Genomic DNA, 17,868 nt, shown 5'->3' with positions numbered 1-17,868 from the left:
TTTCCGGTGGGGCAAGCCCGCCGCCGAGCCTAACCGGGACTGAACGGCGGTAACCCCTGAGAGACAGATAACAAGCCCGACCGGCATCAACAAGGGCTGCTAGCCGATCTACTTGCAAATCCTCTACGCGGATGCAGGGCGGCTGGATTACAATGGGCGCATGTCTCATAGCCCTTTTGTTCACCTCCGCACCCATTCGGCGTATTCGCTCTCGGAAGGGGCGATCAAGATGAAGGAGCTGGTGAAGCTCGCCGCTGGGGCCAAAATGCCCGCCGTCGCGGTGACCGATACCGGCAACCTGTTTGGGGCGATTGAATTCTCGCAGGCGGCGGCCGATGTTGGCGTTCAGCCGATCCTGGGGGCGATCCTGCACGTGCGGCGTACCGATGGGGTAACGCGGCCCGGCCTTCCGCTGCCGCCCGACCCGCTGCTGCTGCTGTGCCAGGATATGGGCGGCTATGAGAATCTGCTGAAGCTCGTCTCCCACGCTTTTCTTGAAACTGAAAGCCACGAGACGCCCCAGGTGTCGCTGGCGTTGGTGGCGCAGCATGCTGAGGGGCTGATCGCGCTGACCGGCGGGGTTGGCGGCTGGATCGGGCGGCTGCTGCACGACGGCCAACGCGACGCGGCGGAAGCGGCGGTTCTGCGGCTGAAGGAGATTTTCGGCGACCGGCTCTATCTTGAACTCCAGCGCCACGGCGACCCGCGCGAGGCGCTGGTGGAGCCGGGGGTGGTCGATTTCGCCTATGCCCACGATATTCCCTTGGTGGCGACCAATGACGTTTATTTCGCCACTCCGGGCATGTACGAGGCGCATGATGTGCTGCTGTGCATCGCCGATGGGGTGACGTTGGAACATTCCGACCGCCGCCGCCTAACGCCGGAGCATTATTTTAAGACCGGGGAGCAGATGGGGGCGCTGTTCGCCGATCTGCCAGAGGCGATCCTCAATACCGCCGTCATCGCCCAGCGCTGCGCCGTTTCGGCGCCGTTGCGCAAACCGATCCTGCCCGCCTTCGATAGTGGCCAGGGCCGGGACGAACCGTCTGAGCTGCGGGTGATGGCCGAAGAGGGGCTGCGCAAGCGCCTGGAGTCGGGGGTCTTTACGCCCGAAATGGACGCGGCGGCGCGGGAGGCGGCGGCGAAACCCTATTGGGACCGACTGGCGTTCGAACTGGACGTCATCATCAAAATGGGCTTTCCCGGCTACTTTCTGATCGTGGCCGACTTCATCCAATGGGCGAAGGACCAGGGGATTCCGGTCGGGCCGGGCCGTGGGTCGGGCGCTGGATCGGCGGTTGCCTGGGCTTTGACGATTACCGATCTCGACCCCCTACGTTTCGGGCTGCTGTTCGAGCGGTTTTTGAACCCCGAGCGCGTATCGATGCCGGACTTTGATATCGACTTCTGCCAGGACCGCCGCGATCAGGTGATCCGCTATGTGCAGGAGAAATATGGGCACGACCGGGTGGCCCAGATTATCACCTTTGGGAAGCTCCAGGCGCGCGCCGTGCTGCGTGACGTTGGGCGCGTGTTGGGCATGCCCTATGGTCAGGTCGACCGTATCTGTAAAATGGTGCCGAACAACCCGGCGAATCCAGTCACGCTGGAGGAGGCGATCAAGGGCGAGGCCCAGCTTCAGCAGATGCGCGATTCGGATGAGCAGGTAGCCCGCCTGCTCGCCATCGGCCAAAAGCTGGAAGGCCTATACCGTCACGCCTCTACCCACGCGGCGGGCGTTGTGATCGGCGACCGGCCGTTGGACCAATTGGTGCCGCTGTATCGCGATCCGCGCTCCACTATGCCGGTCACCCAGTTCAACATGAAGTTCGTTGAACAGGCGGGCTTGGTGAAGTTCGACTTCCTCGGTCTTAAGACGCTGACGGTTTTGGTGCGGGCGGTGGAACTGATCGCCCAGCGCGGGATTACCATCGACCTCGCCCAAATCCCACTGGATGATGCGGCGACCTATAAGATGCTGAGCCGGGGCGACGCTACCGGCGTGTTCCAGCTTGAAAGTTCGGGGATGCGCGACGTGCTGCGCAACCTTCGCCCTGACCGTGTGGAAGATCTGATCGCCGTCGTGGCGCTCTATCGTCCCGGTCCGATGGATAATATTCCAAGCTATATCAACCGCAAACACGGGCGGGAGACGCCGGATTACCTGCATCCGCTGCTGGAAGGCATTCTGAAGGAAACCTTCGGGATTGCCATCTACCAGGAACAGGTGATGCAGATCGCCCAGGCGCTATCGGGCTATACGCTCGGCGGCGCCGATCTGTTGCGCCGGGCGATGGGCAAGAAGATCAAGGCCGAAATGGACGCCCAGCGCGAAACTTTCTGCGCTGGGGCCAAGGCGAATGGCGTCGATCCCAAGCAAGCCTCGATGATCTTCGATCAGGTCGAAAAATTCGCGGGCTACGGCTTCAATAAAAGCCATGCGGCAGCCTATGCCTTGGTGTCGTACCAAACGGCTTACCTGAAGGCGAACTACCCGGTTGAATTTTTCGCCGCTTCTATGACGTACGATATGAGCAATACGGATAAGCTCAATGTCTTTCGTCAGGAACTCAGCCGCCTCGGCATTCCGCTGCTCGGGCCGGATGTCAACGCCTCCGCCCCGGATTTCAGTGTCGAAACCCTGGCCGATGGTAAACTTGCTGTGCGCTACGCCCTGGCGGCGGTAAAGAATGTGGGCGATCAGGCGATGAAGGCGCTGGTGGCGGAACGGGCCAAGGGCGGACCGTTCAAATCCTTGCAGGATTTCGCCGCCCGACTCGACCCAAAAACGCTGAATAAGCGCCAGATTGAAAACCTGTCGTTGGCGGGCGCTTTCGACTCGCTGGATAAAAACCGGGCGCGTGTTTTCGGGGCGGCGGAGGCGGTGATGCGCCACGCCCAGTTGCTGACGGAAGAGAAAGCCAGCAATCAGGTTAGCCTGTTCGGCGGCGGGGCCGGGGCGGTAGAAGCGCCGCCGCTGCCGCTGCCGAATGTGCTCGATTTTCCGCCGCACGAACGCTTGCAGAAAGAGTTTGATGCGGTCGGCTTTTACCTATCGGCCCATCCGTTGGATGTGTACGAGCGGGCCTTGAAGCGCCTTGGGATTACCCGCGCCGCCGATTTCACCCATAAGATTCGTCCAGGTGAACCGCAGCGGGTAAAAGTGGCCGGGATCGTGCTGGGGCGGCGGGAAATCACCACGGCGCGCGGTAGCCGGGTGGCTTTCGTCCAGCTTTCCGACGCCAGCGGCTCCTATGAGGTGACGTTGTTTTCGGAAGTTCTGGCCGTATCGCGGGAGATGTTGGACGCTAATAAGCCTCTGTTATTGCATGTCGAAGCGCGGTTGGAGGGCGAGGGGGTCAAGCTGCTGGCCCAGCAGGTCGGGCTTTTGGATGCGGCGACGGAAAATACCGTCTCCGGCATGCGCATCTATCTGGCCGATGAAAGCCCGGTGGCGGACCTCAAGAAAATCCTACGCGACAGCGGTGACCAGTTCCGGGGGCGCGGACGGATTTCATTGTTGCTGGATTTGGAAGAGTGCGACGTCGAAATTCCGCTGACCGGTGGGTTCGCGGTTACCCCGGCCTTGCGGGCGATGGTAAAATCGTTGCCCGGCGTTGTCGATGTCGAGGAGCTTTGATTAGGTTAGCGAGAATTCCAACCCGCGCACATGGGTCAGCACGGCATTATCGAAATTCGTGCCGCGAAAATTGGCGCCGTAGCAATAGGTATTGATCAGCACGGCGCCCGCCAGATTGGCGGAGGTGAAGCGGGCTTCGGTCGCGTCGGCCAGCTCCAGATCGGCGCCGGTTAGGATCGCCCCATCGAAATTAGCCGCCATGATGCAGGATTGGGTTAGCCGCGTCGGCACGCTCATCGGGTGCATCCCGGCAATATCCATCATGCCAAGGTTCGCCCCCTGAAAGTTAGCCTGGGTGAAATTACCGCGCGTCAGGTTCGAGCCGCGCAAGTCGGCTTTGTCGAAGCGCGCTTTGCGGGCGCTGACGCCGTTCAATTCCGCCATCGCCATATAGCAGCCGACGAAACTAGCTTCGTCGAGCAGCGACAGGGTAAAGACCGCAGCCGACAGGTCCAGCCCATCGAACTTCTTGCCGCGCAGGTCGATCATCGTGAAATCGAGCCGCTCGCCTTCCGACCCAAGCGACTGCACCCAGCGGGTATGGCGGGCCAGCATGCGCGGAAATTCGGCGTCGAACTGTGGCATTTCCCGCGGGAAAACCGTGCCGGAGATATCGCAATCCTTGAACTGCGACGGCTCATAGATCGCCGTAACGAAATTCGTCTGGCGCAGTTTAGCGCCTTGGAGCTTCGCCCCCGTCAGGTTAGCGCCGAAAAAGCGCGCGCCGGTCAGGTTAGAGCGGGTGAGGTTAGCGCCGATCAGATTGGCACCGGTGAGGTCGGTGAACGATAGATCGCTATCCGAAATATCCGCATGTTCCAGAATAACGCCGCGCATATCGGTATCGCGGATCGGTTCTGGCGCTAGATGGTGGATTTGGCGGTAGTAGGCGCTTTTCACCGGCACGGCGGTATCGCGGAAGCCGCCGTCGATGGAGGCGAAGAACAAGGCCCCGCGTTCCAGCGACGCTTCCTGCAGATTGGCGCCGCCCAGATCGGCGGACCGCAGGCATGCGCCGCGCAGATCAGCGCGGGTGAAATCGACATTTTTCAGAATCGCGCCGCGCAAATCTGCCGCGTAGAGGTTGGCGAAACTAAGGTTCGCGCGCGATAGGTCGGCATTCACAAAGCGGCAGCCGATAGCGCTGAAATTGGTCAGATCGCGGCCCGAGAAATCGAGCCCGGAGAAATCACAGGCAAGAAAGCTAGGCCGTTCGGCAAAGGCGGGACCGCGCGTTGACCGCTCGTAAAGATCGAGGAAGTGATTAAGGGTCGCTTGGTCGAAGACCCGACGCTGAAGGGGGGCGGCCATCTTAATCTCTCAACCTGAAAAAACCTGTTTGTTCAACGGGCACGGCTTTCAGCACACCCGAAACCCGGGGGGCTGTCCAGCCCTTCTTCGGCCCTTGGCGATTATATCTCTCTTAACGGTCTCTGGAAGGGAAGCGCAACTTAATTTTGTGCGCTGCGTTGTGCAAACGTTACGCAGGGGGGCAGCGTAAGTTTTGCTAGGAACTTCTGAAAGTTACGCTATTCTGTTCTCTGGAAGATTCAGGGAAGGGCTGCGACTTGACCGGCGTCGAGCATCACAGCATCACAGGCACAATCAAGGAAATCCGCGCCCGCATCGGCTCGGATGGAAAAGATGTTGTCGAAATTTTCCTGAAGACCTCGGCAGGCGAACATCGCGCCATTGCCCACGCCAATCAGGCGTCGGCGGCCATCAATCTCAAAGAGAAAATGGAAAAGCTCGCCACCTCGAACGGGGTGGGCTCGATTGCCGAACTTGGGGTCAATCTTGTCGTCGATGGTCTTGTCAAAGACCCGAGCACCACGACGATCACCGCGCTTAGGCTGGCGTCTTAATCCCGGATCACGCGGTAGCTGTTTTGGACGAACCCGAAGGGGTAAGCGCGGCTTGCGGTCAAAGTCAGCGCTTGGATGGCTTCGAGCCCCCCGAAGAGCGGACGGCCCGCGCCGAGCAGCAGTGGGATCAGGGTGATCGTGATGTCGTCCACCAATCCGGCCCGCAAGAAGTTTTGGATCGTCACGCCGCCGTCGAGGTAAATATGCCGCGCCCCGGTGATCGCTAACTCCGCCAGTAGGGCCTCGGGCGCAGCGGCGCGGCGGGTCGCGCGGTCGGTGAAGGCGGCTGGTACAGCGTCTGCTTGCGTTGACAGAACGATGACGCGCTTCCCAGGATAGGGCCACTCGGGAAAGCCGCTGACGGTTTCGAAGGTCTTCCGCCCCATCACCAGCGTGTCCACCCCCGCCATGAAAGCGCCATAGCCGCAATCTTCCCCCGGGGGAATGCTGCGATTAGCTGCCTCTAACCAGTCCAGGCTACCATCGGGCCGGGCGATGAACCCATCGAGGCTCGTGGCGATAAAGACAGAAACCTGGGGCCGGGGCGGCATGGCAATCCCCCTATCCAAAGTGAAGAAAGCGGACCGATCACAGGATCGGCCCGCTTAGACCGGGGCAGGGAGTGAAATCCCATTCGCGAAAGGCCCCGATTGGTGCCGGGGCGATGGCCCCGAAACCGGATGATTACATTTGGATCGGGGCGGCGGCTGCCAGTCCCGCACCCAGATTGTGATTATGGCGTCGGTCCCACAGATAGGACTCGGTAATCACGACATCGACTTCTTCGCCCAGCTTTTTGGTCCAGCATTCTGCTGTCCGCCGGTCCATGAAAACCCCAAATCGCTTATCCGCTCCAGACCGGCTGCGCGCTTCGACAGTGTAGACGATATGCTCAGCCATGTTTTCCTCCGTGGCGGGGCAGCCGATCCGGCTGCCGTGGGGAAACACTGCGCCTTGCTATATCTTTCGTCAATATATTTTGATTAAAAACAGTGTATTACGAGGTTTTCTTAAACCTCTGCATCAATCGGTGGATCGAGGGTATGGACCGGCTGAAGCCCGGCAATCCCGCGCATCGGCACATCGCCCAGCTTGCGCGTCGGATGGGCGAGCAGCGCCGCCATATCGTCCGAAAACAGCAGCGGTGTATTGAAGTCCTTAGTCTTCGCTTCCAGCCGGGCGGCGCGATTGACGGCGCTACCGACGACGTTAAACGCCAGACGGCTGGGAGAGCCGATATTGCCGTGGGTAACGGTGCCGACGTGTAACCCAACCCCGAAGCGGATCGACGGTTCCTGCCGCCGCTGCCGCCGGTGATTGACGACGGCCAGACCGTTGAACGCATCAATCGCAGCGTCGATGGCATTATTGGCGGCGGTACGCAGGGTGTCTTGCCCATCCGCCGCGAAGACGATCAGGATGGCATCGCCGATGAACTGCAAGATTTCCCCACCGCGCGGTTCGGCGGCGGCGGCGACATGTTCGCAATATTCGTTCAAAAGCTCGATCAGCTTCGCTGGGGGCAGGCTTTCGGTCAGGCCAGTGAAGTTTCGCAGGTCGGAATACCAGATGGCCGCCTGGATGACCTCGCTATCGCCGCGTTTGATCGATCCTGCCAGCACTTTATCGGCGGTCCGCGGGCCAACATAGGTTTCCAGCAGGGTTTTTGAGAGGAAGCGCAGTTCCAGCGTTTCAAACAGCGGGGCCAGGAACAGGGTCAGGGCGCGCAGTTTGGCGAGATCCGTGTCGCTAAACCCGCTTGCCGCTTTGGTACCGAAACTGATGAAATTACGCATGCCGTTGGAAAACACCATCGGCAGCGCGATATAATCAGAAATCTGCTCCTGCACCAGATCGGCCATAAACTCGGCCTGATTACCCGGCTGCAGCCCGTGACGGGGGCGGTAGCGCACTTCATCGCCCCCGGCCCTAATGTGTTGAATGGGGCTACCGGAGAAATCCTGGCGCAGGCTAATACCGTGGGGCGCCAGGAAAATACTGGTGCCTTGCCCCGCAAACCACGAAACGGACCAGGCGATCAACTGCGGATGAAGGGTCTCGACGGAAACGCGCAGCCGGTCGAAGGCAAAACCAACGGCCAGCAACCGATCGGTTAACCCGGCGACCAGCCCTTCGGCATTATCGGCGCGCTGCCCTTCGGTGAGCAGCCATTCGGCGACAGGGGCGAGGCTCCAGCCATCGTCCGGTCCCAGCAGTTTTTCGCGGGAACAAAAAAGTTCGGCAATGCCGTTGCTGGCGGAACCCATGGCGGCGTCATCCCATCTTGTCTCAACGACCGGCGCCGCTTAACAGTGTTACGCTAACGCGGCGTTCCGACAGATAGGGAGGTTAAACGAGAATATCCAGATAGTGGCCGCGAAAATACCGCAGGGGCAGCAGGATTTGCCCGTCGATGAAGATCGATTGCAACTCTTCCATCGTCGGGATCTTTGGGCGCCAACGGCGTTTATCGCGTTCGTTGGTCTTTTCGACCTTTTCGGGCGTGCGTAGGCCGCCGACGCGCGTATCAAGCTGCAGTCCGCGTTCGGTAATCGGTCCTTGAATACGCTCGGCCATGCGCGTTCATCCTCTATTTGATAAACTTACTATAACCAATTCTAAAGAAACTGCAAATTCCTTCGCATTACGGTGTAGGCACCCGTAACCCGGCCAGGGCGATTCGATAGGCTTCCGGCGTATCAAGATCAACCAGCAGACCGGGATTGGCACGCGGCACGCCCACCACCTGGTCGGCGAAAGTCTGCATCAGCCGCTTGGCCCCCTGATCGCCGTCAAGGCCCAGCATCTCCGGCAGCAGGTGGCGCGCCCATAGGGTGGGGTTGCCGCGTTGACCCTCGACCGTGGGAATGATGATCGATCGGCCTTGATCAGGGGCGAAGGCCGCCGCCAAGGCGCGCAGGTCATCGGTATCGATCAGCGGCATATCGGCCAACGCGATCAGCAGCCCGTCGAGCGGCAAGCGCAGCGCCTCCGTCACCCCGGCGATCAGCGAGCGGCTCAGGCCCTCGGTATAGTCGGGCGCAGTGACCCATTGGATCGGCCCCGCATCGTCGGCGTCGACGGCGGCCCGGACCTCTGCCCCGCGATGACCGGTCACGATCAGGATCGGATCAAAAATCCCCGCTGCGCGTAGGCGTTCCGCTGTTACCGCCACCATCGGCCGGTCGGGGAAGGGCAGCAGCAATTTACTGTCGGTCCCCATGCGCCGCGATTGACCGGCGGCGAGCAGCAGTGCCCCGAGGCGCGGGGCAGCTTTTGCAGGTAGTTCTGCGGCGCGCGGCTGCGGGCGGCTTTGGATTTCCATCAGCAGCCCGCCGACGCCCAATGCCCGGATGTCCCCCGGCCCGACGCTGACCCCCGCCGCGAAACGCTGCAAAATCCAGTCGAACCCATTCAGCTTGGGGGAGCGGGCACAGCCCGGCAGCCCCAGAACCCGCGTGCCGCCAATCTCGGCCAAGATTAGCAGATTGCCTGGATCAACCGGCATGCCGACGTGCAGAACCGTACCGCCCGCTGCCGTGATCCCGGCAGGCAGCACATCGGCCCGGTCGGCGACGGCGCTGGCGCCCATGATCAGGATGGGATCAAACCCCTCCGCCGCCGCCTGCTTTACGGCCGCCGCCACCGCCTCCGGTCGGTGCGGCAGGGTGCGGACGGGGGGCAGGGCGGACCCGAGGGCGAGCAGCCGCGCTTCGGTCACCCGATGGGCTTTTTCGGCGAGACTGGGTTTCGTATCCGGCAATAGCGTATGCAGCAGCAGGGGGCGCATCGGCTGGAACCGTGCGAGGCGCAGGGCCTCCGACGGCAAAGCGGCGAGGGCCGTGCCGACCAGCCGCTCCGGGACGGCGAAAGGAATGATTTTCGCGGTGGCGACCATATCGCCCGCCCGAACCGGGGCAAAATCGGCGAGCGTTGCCAGGGTCAGCCGTTCATCACGGGCGTTGAACCCATCGATGGCCGCCCGATCCACCCGCAGCAGCCCATCCGTTTCGGCGAACAGATTAACCCGCCCGGTAAAGGCCGGATCGGCGCGCAGACCCGGCCCGGTAATGCTGTTGGCAATCGCGGCGGCGGCCTCATCCTCGTGCAAATCGCCGGGGGCCAGGGTGGCGACGATCAGCCTGTCATGCCCTGCATCGCTGAGCTGGGCGCAATCTGTCGCCGTCAGCCGGTGGCCTTTCTTGAACGGCGGCACGGCATGGGCGAGCAAGGCGCCAGAACAGTCCAGGGTCGGGCGCGGGCCGAAGATCACAGAACAGTCTTTCCCAGCCGCCGGGCCGCCGTGATCTGCGCCAGGATCGACAGGGCGATTTCGGCTTGCGTCTTCGCGCCGATCGGCAGCCCGACCGGGCCTTGGATGCGCGCAATGTCCGCGTCGGTGAAGCCCGCCTCCGTCAAGCGTTGTACGCGGCTGGCATGGGTCTTCCGGCTCCCCAGCGCGCCGATGTAGAACGCATCGGATTTCAAGGCCGCCTGCAAGGCGGGATCGTCGAGCTTCGGATCGTGGGTAAGGGTGACGATAGCGGTGCGGCTATCGGGCATCAACGTTTCCAAAGCTTCGTCGGGCCAGTCGGTCGATAGGGCTATGGCGGGAAAGCGTTCCGGCGTCGCGAAAGCTTGGCGCGGGTCGATGACGGTGACGCCGTACCCCAGCGCCTGCGCCATCGGAATCAGTGCTTGGGCGATATGGACGGCCCCGACCAACACCAGTCGGGCGGGGGGCGCGAAACTCTGCACAAAATGCGAATCGCCGACCAGGGCGCTGCTTTCGGTGGCGATAAGGTCGGCAATCGCCTCGCTTTCCTCGGCGGTAACGCCGAAATCGCCCTCCACGACTTTCTCGTGCACCAGGGTTTGCAGTCCGGTGGCGAGATCGGTCACCAGGGCCACGGGCCGGTTTTCGGCGCGGGCGGTCAGTAGTTTTTCCAAAAGCGACAGGCGCATGGGTTAGACCTCGATCCGCTCGACGTAGATTTTCACCGTACCGCCACAGGCGAGGCCAACCGACCAAGCCGCCTCGTCGCTAACCCCGAAGGTAAGGAGGCGCGGTTCGCCATCGGCAATGGTTTCAAGCCCCTGCTCGATAACGCTGCCCTCAACGCAGCCGCCGGAGACCGAGCCGATGAACCGGCCATCGGCGGCGATGGCGAGATGGCTGCCCGCCGGGCGCGGGGACGAACCCCAGGTGGCGATGACCGTGGCCAGGGCCACACCCTCCCCGGCCTTTGCCCAGGTGGCGGCTTGGGTCAGCACGTCTTCGGGATCAAGGCTCATGGGGTCACCTCCGGGTTGGGATCGGGCGGGTCAGGGCGTCGGCAAGGGCGGCGAGACTATCGAGGGAGTGAACCGGGCGCATCTCGTCGGTATTCGGCAGTAGCGCCCGCACCCCTTGGGCGCGCGGCGCAAAGCCCTCATACCGTAGCAGAGGGTTCAGCCAGATCAACCAGCGGCAGGAGCGACGCAAGCGCGCGGCCTCGGCGGCCAGCAGGCCGGGATCGTCGCGCTCCAGCCCATCGGTGATTAGCAGCACGATTGCGCCCCGCCCCAGCACCCGCCGCGCCCAATCCTTGTTGAAGCGTTCTAGCGCCGCGCCAATGCGCGTGCCGCCCGACCAATCAACAACGCTGTGGGCGGCGGCGGTCACGGCCTCATCGACGTCGCGGTGCTGTAGGGCACGGGTGATATTGGTTAGGCGCGTGCCGAAGACGAAGGCCGAAACACGGTCGTGATCCTGGCTTAGCCCGTGCACAAAATGCAGCAGCACGCGGGCGTAGCGCTCCATCGAGCCGGAAATATCGCAGAGCACGACAATCGGTGTCGGTTGCCAGCGGCGGCGGGTAAATTTCGGCAGCAGCAGATCGCCGCCGCTACGGGCCGCCGCGCGCAAGGTGGCCCGCCCATCGAACCGCCCGCCGCGCGGATCGCGCCGCATCCGGCGGGAGCGGGTCGGCGGAAAGCTGAGCCTAAGCCGCGTCATCGCGGCTTTCGCCGCGTCGAGTTCGGCCAGGGTCATGGTCTCGAAATCGCGGGGGCGCAAATCTTCTTGAGTGGAGGCGGAGAGGCTGGCGCTGATTTCCTCCCGCTCATCGGGGGTCGTTTCGGTTTCCCGCGGCGGCTGATGGGAAAAGGCTTCCGCCAATCGGGCCGCCAAATCGGGGGGCGGGGTGCCGCCGCCCTCTAACTGAAGGTTGGGCAACAGCAGGCCCATCATTTTTTCAAGCAGCCGGGGATTGCGCCAGAAGAGGTGAAAGGCCTGATCGAAGATCGCCGTTTCCTCCCGCTTGCGCACGAGGGTGGCGTGCAGCGCCCAATAAAGATCCTCGCGCCGGTCCGGCCCTACCGCAGCGGCGGCCTCGACGGCGGCGAGCGCATGGGCCGGGCCGACCGGCAGTCCCGCACGGCGCAGCAGGCGAACAAAATTGAGGAGGGTGACGCCGATTTGCCCGGCCATCAGCGCCCCAGCGGCTTTTGCGACAGTTCGGCTTGCAAATCGGTCAGCAGGCGCATCGCCTCCGACCCGCGCAGTCGGGCGATGTCATCCTGATATTTCAGCAGCACGCCGAGGGTCTGGTCGATCACCTCCGGCGTCAAGGCGATAGCATCGAGTTGTACCAGCGCCTGCGCCCAATCGAGGGTTTCGGCGACGCCCGGGGATTTGAACAGGTCAAGCCCGCGCAAGCGCTGCACAAACCCGACGATCTGCGCGGCGAGCGCCTCAGCAATCCCGCCGGCCTTGGCCCTCAAAATGGCAATCTCGCGCTCGGCGCTGGGATAATCGACCCAATGGTAGAGGCAGCGGCGCTTCAGCGCGTCGTGAATTTCCCGCGTGCGGTTGGAGGTGACGATGACCAAGGGCGGTTCCGGTGCCCGGAGCGTGCCAAGTTCCGGGATGGTCGCCTGGAAATCCGACAGAAGCTCCAGCAAAAACGCCTCGAACGGCTCGTCGGCACGGTCGAGCTCGTCGATTAATAGCACCGGCGCGCCGCCCGGTTGCGGCGACAGGGCCTCCAGAAGCGGGCGGCGGATCAGGAACGCTTCGGAATAGAGCGTGGGCGCGTCGCCTAAGGCTTCGGCTTGCCGGATTGCGAGAAGCTGCTTCGGGTAGTTCCATTCGTAAAAGGCGCTACCGAGGTCCAGCCCGTCATAGCATTGCAGCCGGATCAACCGCCGCCCGAGGCCAGCGGCCAGAACCTTGGCAATCTCCGTCTTGCCGACCCCGGCTTCCCCCTCCAGCAGCAAGGGCCGCCCCAGCCGCAGGGCCAGGAATAGCACCGTCGCCAGCGCGCGGTCCGCGACGTAGCTCTGATCGGTTAGAAAGGCGAGGGCATCATCGACGGACGACGGCAGCGGGGTGGGAGAGGTCACAAAAGGCTCCGGTTCGTCTTGTTCGCTGCGTGGGAGTGGGGATTTTACCCCTGCACTTTTTTAAGTATCCGAAATATCGAGGCGCCGTTCGATGCGCTCCAGCCGCAGCCGGATCGAAGCGAGCGCGCTGTCTTGGGCGACTTCCGACTGCATGAACCCAGCCATATGGGTTTTGAGGCCCCGCACGTCGGTCTTAAGATCGGTTAGATCGTCAGCCATTGTGCTCAGCTTTCCCTGAATAGCCTTGAGATGCTCCAGAATAAGCTCGTTGGTGACATTGGACATTTTGGCTATCCGCTGCTGAGTGGCACCCACCATACATTGGATCGGAGTATGCGCTTTTCAGCGGGAGAAATTCTAGCGTCAGGAAAAAAGGGGGGCGCACCGCCCCCCAACCATCCTTACCCTAAGGCGGCCACGGCGCGTTTCGCCAGCACGCCGATCAGATGGGCACGGTATTCCGCGCTGGCGTGAATGTCGCTGTTGAGGTCGTCGGCGGGCCAGGTGACCCCGTTGAGCGCGGCGGCAGTGAGGGAGCCGTTTAAGGCCGCCTCAAAATTCGTCGCCCGGAACACGCCCGGCCCAGCCCCGGTCACGGCGACGCGGACGCCGCCTGCGGTTTCCGCAACGAAAACCCCGACCACGGCATAGCGCGATGCCGGATTGGGGAACTTCACGTAAGCCGCGCGTTTCGGCAGCGGGAAGCGGACTTCGGTGACGATTTCCCCCTCGTCCAGCGCGGTAGCGAACAGGCCGGTGAAGAAATCATCCGCCGCGATCTGCCGCCGGTCGGTCACGACGGTTGCGCCGAGGCCGAGGACGGCAGAGGGGTAATCCGCCGCCGGGTCATGGTTGACGATCGAGCCGCCCAGTGTGCCGCGATGGCGCACTTGGGCGTCGCCAATCCCATCCGCCAGGGCGGCTAGGGCCGGTAGCGCGGCCTTGACGACATCGGAGGCGGCAACATCGGCATGCCGGGTCATCGCCCCGATGATCAGCGTATCCCCCTCGCGCCGGATGCCTTTTAGATCGGGCAGTGCGCCGAGATCGATCAAGGCCGTCGGCTGGGCGAGACGTTGCTTGAGCGTCGGGATCAGCGTCATGCCGCCCGCCAAGGGTTTAGCGTCCGCATCGCCCTTCAGCGCGGCAACCGCATCGGCGACGGAGGCGGGACGGGTGAAATCGAAAGCGTACATGCGTCTCTCTCCTTATTCCGCTGCTGCGGCGGGCTGGGCCGCCTGGATCAGCCGCCAAACTTTCTCCGGCGTTGCGGGCATATCAATATGGCTGACGCCATAGGGCTTTAGGGCATCGACCACGGCATTGATTACCGCCGGGGGCGACCCGATGGCCCCAACCTCGCCGCAGCCTTTCACCCCCAAGGGGTTATGGGTGCAGAGGGTAGTGTGGTGATCGACCGTAATGAACGGCACATCGTCGGCGCGCGGCATGCAATAGTCCATGAAAGAGCCGGTCAGAAGCTGTCCATCGTCGCCATAGACGCAGGTTTCGAGCAGCGCTTGCCCGATGCCCTGGACGACGCCGCCCTGCACCTGACCTTCGACGATCATCGGGTTGATCACCCGGCCCACATCATCGACGGCGGTGAATTTCACCACCTGGGTCACGCCGGTATCCGGGTCGATTTCCACTTCGCAGATATGGGTGCCGCCGGGGTAGGTGAAGTTCTTCGGGTCGTAGAACGCGGTTTCTTCCAGCCCCGGCTCTTCCGTCTCGATGGGGTAATTATGCGGCACATAGGCGGCGAGGGCGATTTCGCCGAAGGCCTTGCTGCGGTCGGTCCCGGCGACGGTGAACTTGCCGTCTTCGAAAACAATATCGGCCTCGGCAGCTTCGAGCAGATGGGCGGCGATCCGCTTGCCCTTAGCGATCACCTTATCGACCGCCTTGACGATGGCCGACCCGCCGACCGCGAGACTGCGCGACCCATAGGTGCCCATACCGAACGGCACCTTGTCCGTATCGCCGTGGGAAATATCGACGCTTTCAATCGGAATCCCCAGTTGATCGGCGACCAATTGGGCAAAGGTGGTTTCGTGGCCCTGGCCGTGCGAATGGGTGCCAGTAAAGACGGTGACGGAGCCGGTGGGATGCACGCGCACGCTGCCAACCTCATAGAGCGCCGCCCGCGCCCCCAGGCTGCCGACAACCGCCGAGGGAGCGATGCCGCAGGCTTCAAGATAGGTGGAAATGCCGATCCCGCGCAGTTTGCCGCGTGCCGCAGCTTCCGCCTTGCGGGCCGGGAAGCCCGCCCAATCGGCTTTCTCCAGCGCTTTGTCGAGGCAGCCCGCGTAATCGCCGCTGTCATATTGCAGGGCGACGGGGGTCTGATACGGGAAGGCATCCGCCGGAATGAAGTTACGGCGGCGCAACTCCACCCGGTCGATTCCGGTGACTTCTGCCGCCACGTCGACCAACCGTTCCAGCAGGAAGGTGGTTTCCGGGCGGCCCGCGCCGCGATAGGCATCGACCGGCACGGTATGGGTGAAGACGGCTTTCACCTCGCAGTAAATGGCAGGCGTCGTATAGACCCCAGCCATCAGCGTGCCCGACAGATAGGTCGGTACGGCAGGTGCGAAGGTGGAGAGATAGGCGCCCATATTAGCGATGGTCGCCACGCGCAGGCCGATGAATTTACCGCTCGCATCCAGCGCCAATTCGGCATGGGAATGATGGTCGCGACCGTGGGCGTCGGTCATGAAGCTTTCCGACCGTTCCGCCGTCCATTTCACCGGACGTTCCAACTGCTTGGCCGCCCAGGTAACGATGGCTTCTTCGGCATAATGAAAAATCTTCGACCCGAACCCGCCGCCGACATCGGGGGCGACGACGCGCAGCTTTGCTTCGGGAATCCCCAGCACGAAGGCGCCCATCAGCAGGCGAATGACGTGCGGGTTCTGGGAGGTGGTGTAGAGCGTATGCTGATCGGTCGACGCATCGTAATCGCCGATGGCGGCGCGCGGCTCCATCGCATTCGGGATCAGGCGGTTATTCACCAGATCGAGCTTTGCCACCCATTTGGCTTGGGCAAAGGCGGCGTCGGTGGCCGCTTTATCGCCAATATGCCAATCGAAGCAGACGTTATCGGGCGCAACATCCGGCCAAACGGCGGGCGCGCCCGCTTCGACGGCCTTCTTTCCGTCCGCGACCGCCGGAAGTGGCGCATAGTCCACATCGATCAATTCGGCGGCGTCTTTGGCTTCGGTATAGGTTTCGGCAATGACAACCGCCACCTGATCGCCCACATAGCGCACAAACCCCTGCGCCAACGCCGGGTGCGGTGGCTCCTTCATCGGGCTGCCGTCCTTGGAATGGACCTGCCAGCCGCACGGGATGGAGCCGACCTTCATATCCTCGCCGGTAAAAATCGCCACGACGCCCGGCGCGGCCTTGGCCGCCGTAAGATCAATTCCGTTGATCTGCGCATAGGCATGGGGCGAGCGCAGAATATAGGCGTAGGCCTGCCCCGGTCGGTTCATATCGTCGGTATAATTGCCTTTGCCGGTTAGAAACCGCTTGTCCTCGCGCCGCTTCACCGACGCGCCGATGGTGGAAACAGACATTCCGTCCTCCCTAAACTCGGACTGATTCAAGCTGCTGGTTATTGTTAGATTGATTATTCAGCAGCGTGCGCGGTTTGGCGCAGGGTCGCGGCGGCGTGTTGCACCGCTTTGACGATATTGTGATAGCCGGTGCAGCGGCAGATATTGCCTTCCAGCCAAGTGCGAATCTCATGTTCGCTGGGGTTCGGGTTTTTCGTCAGCAGATCCGCCGAACTCATCACCATACCCGGTGTGCAGAAGCCGCATTGCAGCCCATGATGCTCGCGGAAGGCTTCTTGCACGGCGTGCAGTGTCCCGGGGGAAGCCATGCCTTCGATGGTACGAATATCGGCGCCATCGGCCTGCGCCACCAGCATCGTGCAGCTTTTAACCGAGTCGCCGTTAACATGCACCGTGCAAGCGCCGCATTGGCTGGTATCGCAGCCGACGTGCGTGCCGGTCAGATGCAGATGCTCGCGCAAAAACTGCACCAGCAGCGTGCGCGGTTCGACGGCGGCGCTGACCTTCTTGCCGTTTACCGTCAAGGTCACAGAAACAGTGGTCACACCCAAACCCTCCCTTCCCGAGGTTATCGGCGGCCCGAGAACGGCAGCGCAATAATTTGTGCTGCGCTGCCTATTATCGGTTGTGCGGTGCAATATTATCCGATGCCCGCCTTCTCGCCGCCCGATGTCGAAAACTACTGTGGTTTCTTTATGTTACGATTTCAAGCCACAACCGCGACAAGCAGCGCGGCTAGGATCAGCAGCAACCCGCTAATCCACAACCAGGGCGCGAGGGCTTTCACTTCCTCATCGACGATTTCAGCCACTTCATCCATGGCTTTGGCTTCGTCGGCGGTGGCGGGGGAGGCGGTTTCGGCGGGCGGCGGCGGCACGTCGTCGATAGCCCCATCATCGGCTGCCGCCTCGCCAGCCTCTTCAGCATCGGCGACGGCCGGCGCGGCGGCGCTGACCAAGCTATTGAATTTCTGAAAAAACTCCCCGGCAAGGCTCTTGGCCGCCCCGTCGATGAGGCGGGAGCCGATTTGCGCCAGCTTGCCGCCGATTTGCGCATCGACGGTATAGAGCAGCTTGGTTCCCTCCGGCACATCCTCCAGCCGCACGGTGGCGCCACCCTTGGCAAAGCCCGCCGGGCCGCCTTTGCCCTCGCCCTGAATGCGGTAGCCGTTGGGCGGGTCGAGATCAAGCAGCGTCACTTGCCCGGTAAAGCTGGCTTTTACCGGGCCGATCTTCGCCGTTACCTTGGCGGCGAATTCTGTATCCGACTGTTTATCGACGCTTTCGCAGCCGGGGATGGCCTGCTTCAGAATCTCGGGGTCGTTCAGGGCCTGCCACACCCGCGCGCGCGGGGCCGCAATGATGGTTTCGCCGGTTAGGTCCATTTTATTCTC

17 protein-coding genes are annotated in these 17,868 nt (G+C 62.5%); 2 read left to right on the top strand and 15 right to left on the bottom strand.

From position 1 onward, the window contains the following. Window positions 1–160: 160 nt before the first annotated feature. Complete coding sequence (dnaE, locus tag CHR90_RS10565; protein WP_094408956.1) at window positions 161–3,640, top strand: DNA polymerase III subunit alpha; 3,480 nt, start codon at window positions 161–163, stop codon at window positions 3,638–3,640. Here dnaE and CHR90_RS10560 read toward each other — a convergent pair whose 3' ends face one another. After that, window positions 3,641–4,951: a pentapeptide repeat-containing protein gene (locus tag CHR90_RS10560; RefSeq protein ID WP_094408955.1), complete on the bottom strand. Its 1,311-nt coding sequence runs from the start codon at window positions 4,949–4,951 to the stop codon at window positions 3,641–3,643. Window positions 4,952–5,208: 257 nt separating this feature from the next. On the opposite strand from CHR90_RS10560, the gene CHR90_RS10555 reads away from it, so the two are divergent. Next, on the top strand, window positions 5,209–5,505 hold the full coding sequence (locus tag CHR90_RS10555) for a hypothetical protein (protein WP_094408954.1): 297 nt from the start codon (window positions 5,209–5,211) through the stop codon (window positions 5,503–5,505). On the opposite strand, the gene CHR90_RS10550 is transcribed toward CHR90_RS10555, so the two are convergent. The 14 genes from CHR90_RS10550 to CHR90_RS10490 all read right to left on the bottom strand — a co-directional run bounded on the left by CHR90_RS10550 (window position 5,502) and on the right by CHR90_RS10490 (window position 17,859). After that, on the bottom strand, window positions 5,502–6,056 hold the full coding sequence (locus CHR90_RS10550; RefSeq protein ID WP_094408953.1) for a dihydrofolate reductase family protein: 555 nt from the start codon (window positions 6,054–6,056) through the stop codon (window positions 5,502–5,504). The two genes, CHR90_RS10555 and CHR90_RS10550, sit on opposite strands and share 4 nt — an antisense overlap. A gap of 133 nt (window positions 6,057–6,189) precedes the next feature. After that, on the bottom strand, window positions 6,190–6,405 hold the full coding sequence (locus CHR90_RS19220) for a hypothetical protein (RefSeq protein WP_141210924.1): 216 nt from the start codon (window positions 6,403–6,405) through the stop codon (window positions 6,190–6,192). Between the two features lie 110 nt (window positions 6,406–6,515). Beyond that, a complete protein-coding gene (locus tag CHR90_RS10545; RefSeq protein WP_094408952.1) occupies window positions 6,516–7,772 on the bottom strand; it encodes an adenylate/guanylate cyclase domain-containing protein in 1,257 nt (418 codons plus the stop codon). A gap of 82 nt (window positions 7,773–7,854) precedes the next feature. Further along, window positions 7,855–8,082, bottom strand: coding sequence for a hypothetical protein (locus tag CHR90_RS10540; protein WP_094408951.1), 228 nt, complete (start codon window positions 8,080–8,082; stop codon window positions 7,855–7,857). Window positions 8,083–8,149: 67 nt separating this feature from the next. Beyond that, window positions 8,150–9,778, bottom strand: coding sequence for an NTP transferase domain-containing protein (locus CHR90_RS10535; RefSeq protein ID WP_094408950.1), 1,629 nt, complete (start codon window positions 9,776–9,778; stop codon window positions 8,150–8,152). Further along, window positions 9,775–10,470, bottom strand: a complete 696-nt coding sequence (locus CHR90_RS10530) for an XdhC family protein (protein ID WP_094408949.1) — start codon at window positions 10,468–10,470, stop codon at window positions 9,775–9,777. The genes CHR90_RS10535 and CHR90_RS10530 overlap by 4 nt, the downstream gene beginning before the upstream one ends. Window positions 10,471–10,473: 3 nt before the next feature. Further along, the gene (locus CHR90_RS10525) at window positions 10,474–10,800 is read right to left on the bottom strand and encodes an XdhC family protein (RefSeq protein WP_094408948.1); all 327 of its coding nucleotides are present in this window, start codon (window positions 10,798–10,800) and stop codon (window positions 10,474–10,476) included. A 4-nt stretch (window positions 10,801–10,804) separates the two neighbouring features. Further along, entirely contained in the window at window positions 10,805–11,977 is a 1,173-nt protein-coding gene (locus CHR90_RS10520; RefSeq protein WP_094408947.1) for a vWA domain-containing protein, read from the bottom strand. Then, window positions 11,977–12,891, bottom strand: coding sequence for an AAA family ATPase (locus tag CHR90_RS10515; RefSeq protein ID WP_094408946.1), 915 nt, complete (start codon window positions 12,889–12,891; stop codon window positions 11,977–11,979). Before CHR90_RS10515 ends, CHR90_RS10520 begins: the two co-directional genes overlap by 1 nt. 60 nt (window positions 12,892–12,951) lie before the next feature. After that, on the bottom strand, window positions 12,952–13,176 hold the full coding sequence (locus CHR90_RS10510; protein WP_141210923.1) for a hypothetical protein: 225 nt from the start codon (window positions 13,174–13,176) through the stop codon (window positions 12,952–12,954). 116 nt (window positions 13,177–13,292) lie between these two features. Continuing rightward, the gene (locus CHR90_RS10505) at window positions 13,293–14,087 is read right to left on the bottom strand and encodes an FAD binding domain-containing protein (RefSeq protein ID WP_094408944.1); all 795 of its coding nucleotides are present in this window, start codon (window positions 14,085–14,087) and stop codon (window positions 13,293–13,295) included. 12 nt (window positions 14,088–14,099) lie between these two features. Beyond that, window positions 14,100–16,475 carry a xanthine dehydrogenase family protein molybdopterin-binding subunit gene (locus CHR90_RS10500; protein WP_094408943.1) on the bottom strand — a complete coding sequence of 792 codons (2,376 nt, stop codon included), beginning with the start codon at window positions 16,473–16,475 and terminating at the stop codon, window positions 14,100–14,102. Window positions 16,476–16,528: 53 nt separating this feature from the next. Then, window positions 16,529–17,020 (bottom strand): (2Fe-2S)-binding protein, encoded by a 492-nt coding sequence (locus CHR90_RS10495; RefSeq protein WP_229671450.1) that lies wholly within the window; start codon window positions 17,018–17,020, stop codon window positions 16,529–16,531. 161 nt (window positions 17,021–17,181) lie between these two features. Then, the gene (locus CHR90_RS10490; RefSeq protein WP_094408942.1) at window positions 17,182–17,859 is read right to left on the bottom strand and encodes an SRPBCC family protein; all 678 of its coding nucleotides are present in this window, start codon (window positions 17,857–17,859) and stop codon (window positions 17,182–17,184) included. Between the last annotated feature and the right edge of the window lie 9 nt (window positions 17,860–17,868).

The organism is Elstera cyanobacteriorum, assembly GCF_002251735.1.
GTDB lineage: Bacteria > Pseudomonadota > Alphaproteobacteria > Elsterales > Elsteraceae > Elstera > Elstera cyanobacteriorum.
Note: the sequence above shows the minus strand (reverse complement) of the source record. Positions and strands in the feature narration are given on the sequence as shown.

Excerpts from the sequence above, each read along its gene's own strand:
- dnaE (WP_094408956.1), top strand. The coding sequence starts at position 161 with ATGTCTCATAGCCCTTTTGTTCACCTCCGCACCCATTCGGCGTATTCG.
- CHR90_RS10560 (WP_094408955.1), bottom strand. The coding sequence starts at position 4,951 with ATGGCCGCCCCCCTTCAGCGTCGGGTCTTCGACCAAGCGACCCTTAAT.
- CHR90_RS10550 (WP_094408953.1), bottom strand. The coding sequence starts at position 6,056 with ATGCCGCCCCGGCCCCAGGTTTCTGTCTTTATCGCCACGAGCCTCGAT.
- CHR90_RS19220 (WP_141210924.1), bottom strand. The coding sequence starts at position 6,405 with ATGGCTGAGCATATCGTCTACACTGTCGAAGCGCGCAGCCGGTCTGGA.
- CHR90_RS10545 (WP_094408952.1), bottom strand. The coding sequence starts at position 7,772 with ATGGGTTCCGCCAGCAACGGCATTGCCGAACTTTTTTGTTCCCGCGAA.
- CHR90_RS10540 (WP_094408951.1), bottom strand. The coding sequence starts at position 8,082 with ATGGCCGAGCGTATTCAAGGACCGATTACCGAACGCGGACTGCAGCTT.
- CHR90_RS10530 (WP_094408949.1), bottom strand. The coding sequence starts at position 10,470 with ATGCGCCTGTCGCTTTTGGAAAAACTACTGACCGCCCGCGCCGAAAAC.
- CHR90_RS10525 (WP_094408948.1), bottom strand. The coding sequence starts at position 10,800 with ATGAGCCTTGATCCCGAAGACGTGCTGACCCAAGCCGCCACCTGGGCA.
- CHR90_RS10520 (WP_094408947.1), bottom strand. The coding sequence starts at position 11,977 with ATGGCCGGGCAAATCGGCGTCACCCTCCTCAATTTTGTTCGCCTGCTG.
- CHR90_RS10510 (WP_141210923.1), bottom strand. The coding sequence starts at position 13,176 with ATGTCCAATGTCACCAACGAGCTTATTCTGGAGCATCTCAAGGCTATT.
- CHR90_RS10505 (WP_094408944.1), bottom strand. The coding sequence starts at position 14,087 with ATGTACGCTTTCGATTTCACCCGTCCCGCCTCCGTCGCCGATGCGGTT.
- CHR90_RS10500 (WP_094408943.1), bottom strand. The coding sequence starts at position 16,475 with ATGTCTGTTTCCACCATCGGCGCGTCGGTGAAGCGGCGCGAGGACAAG.
- CHR90_RS10490 (WP_094408942.1), bottom strand. The coding sequence starts at position 17,859 with ATGGACCTAACCGGCGAAACCATCATTGCGGCCCCGCGCGCGCGGGTG.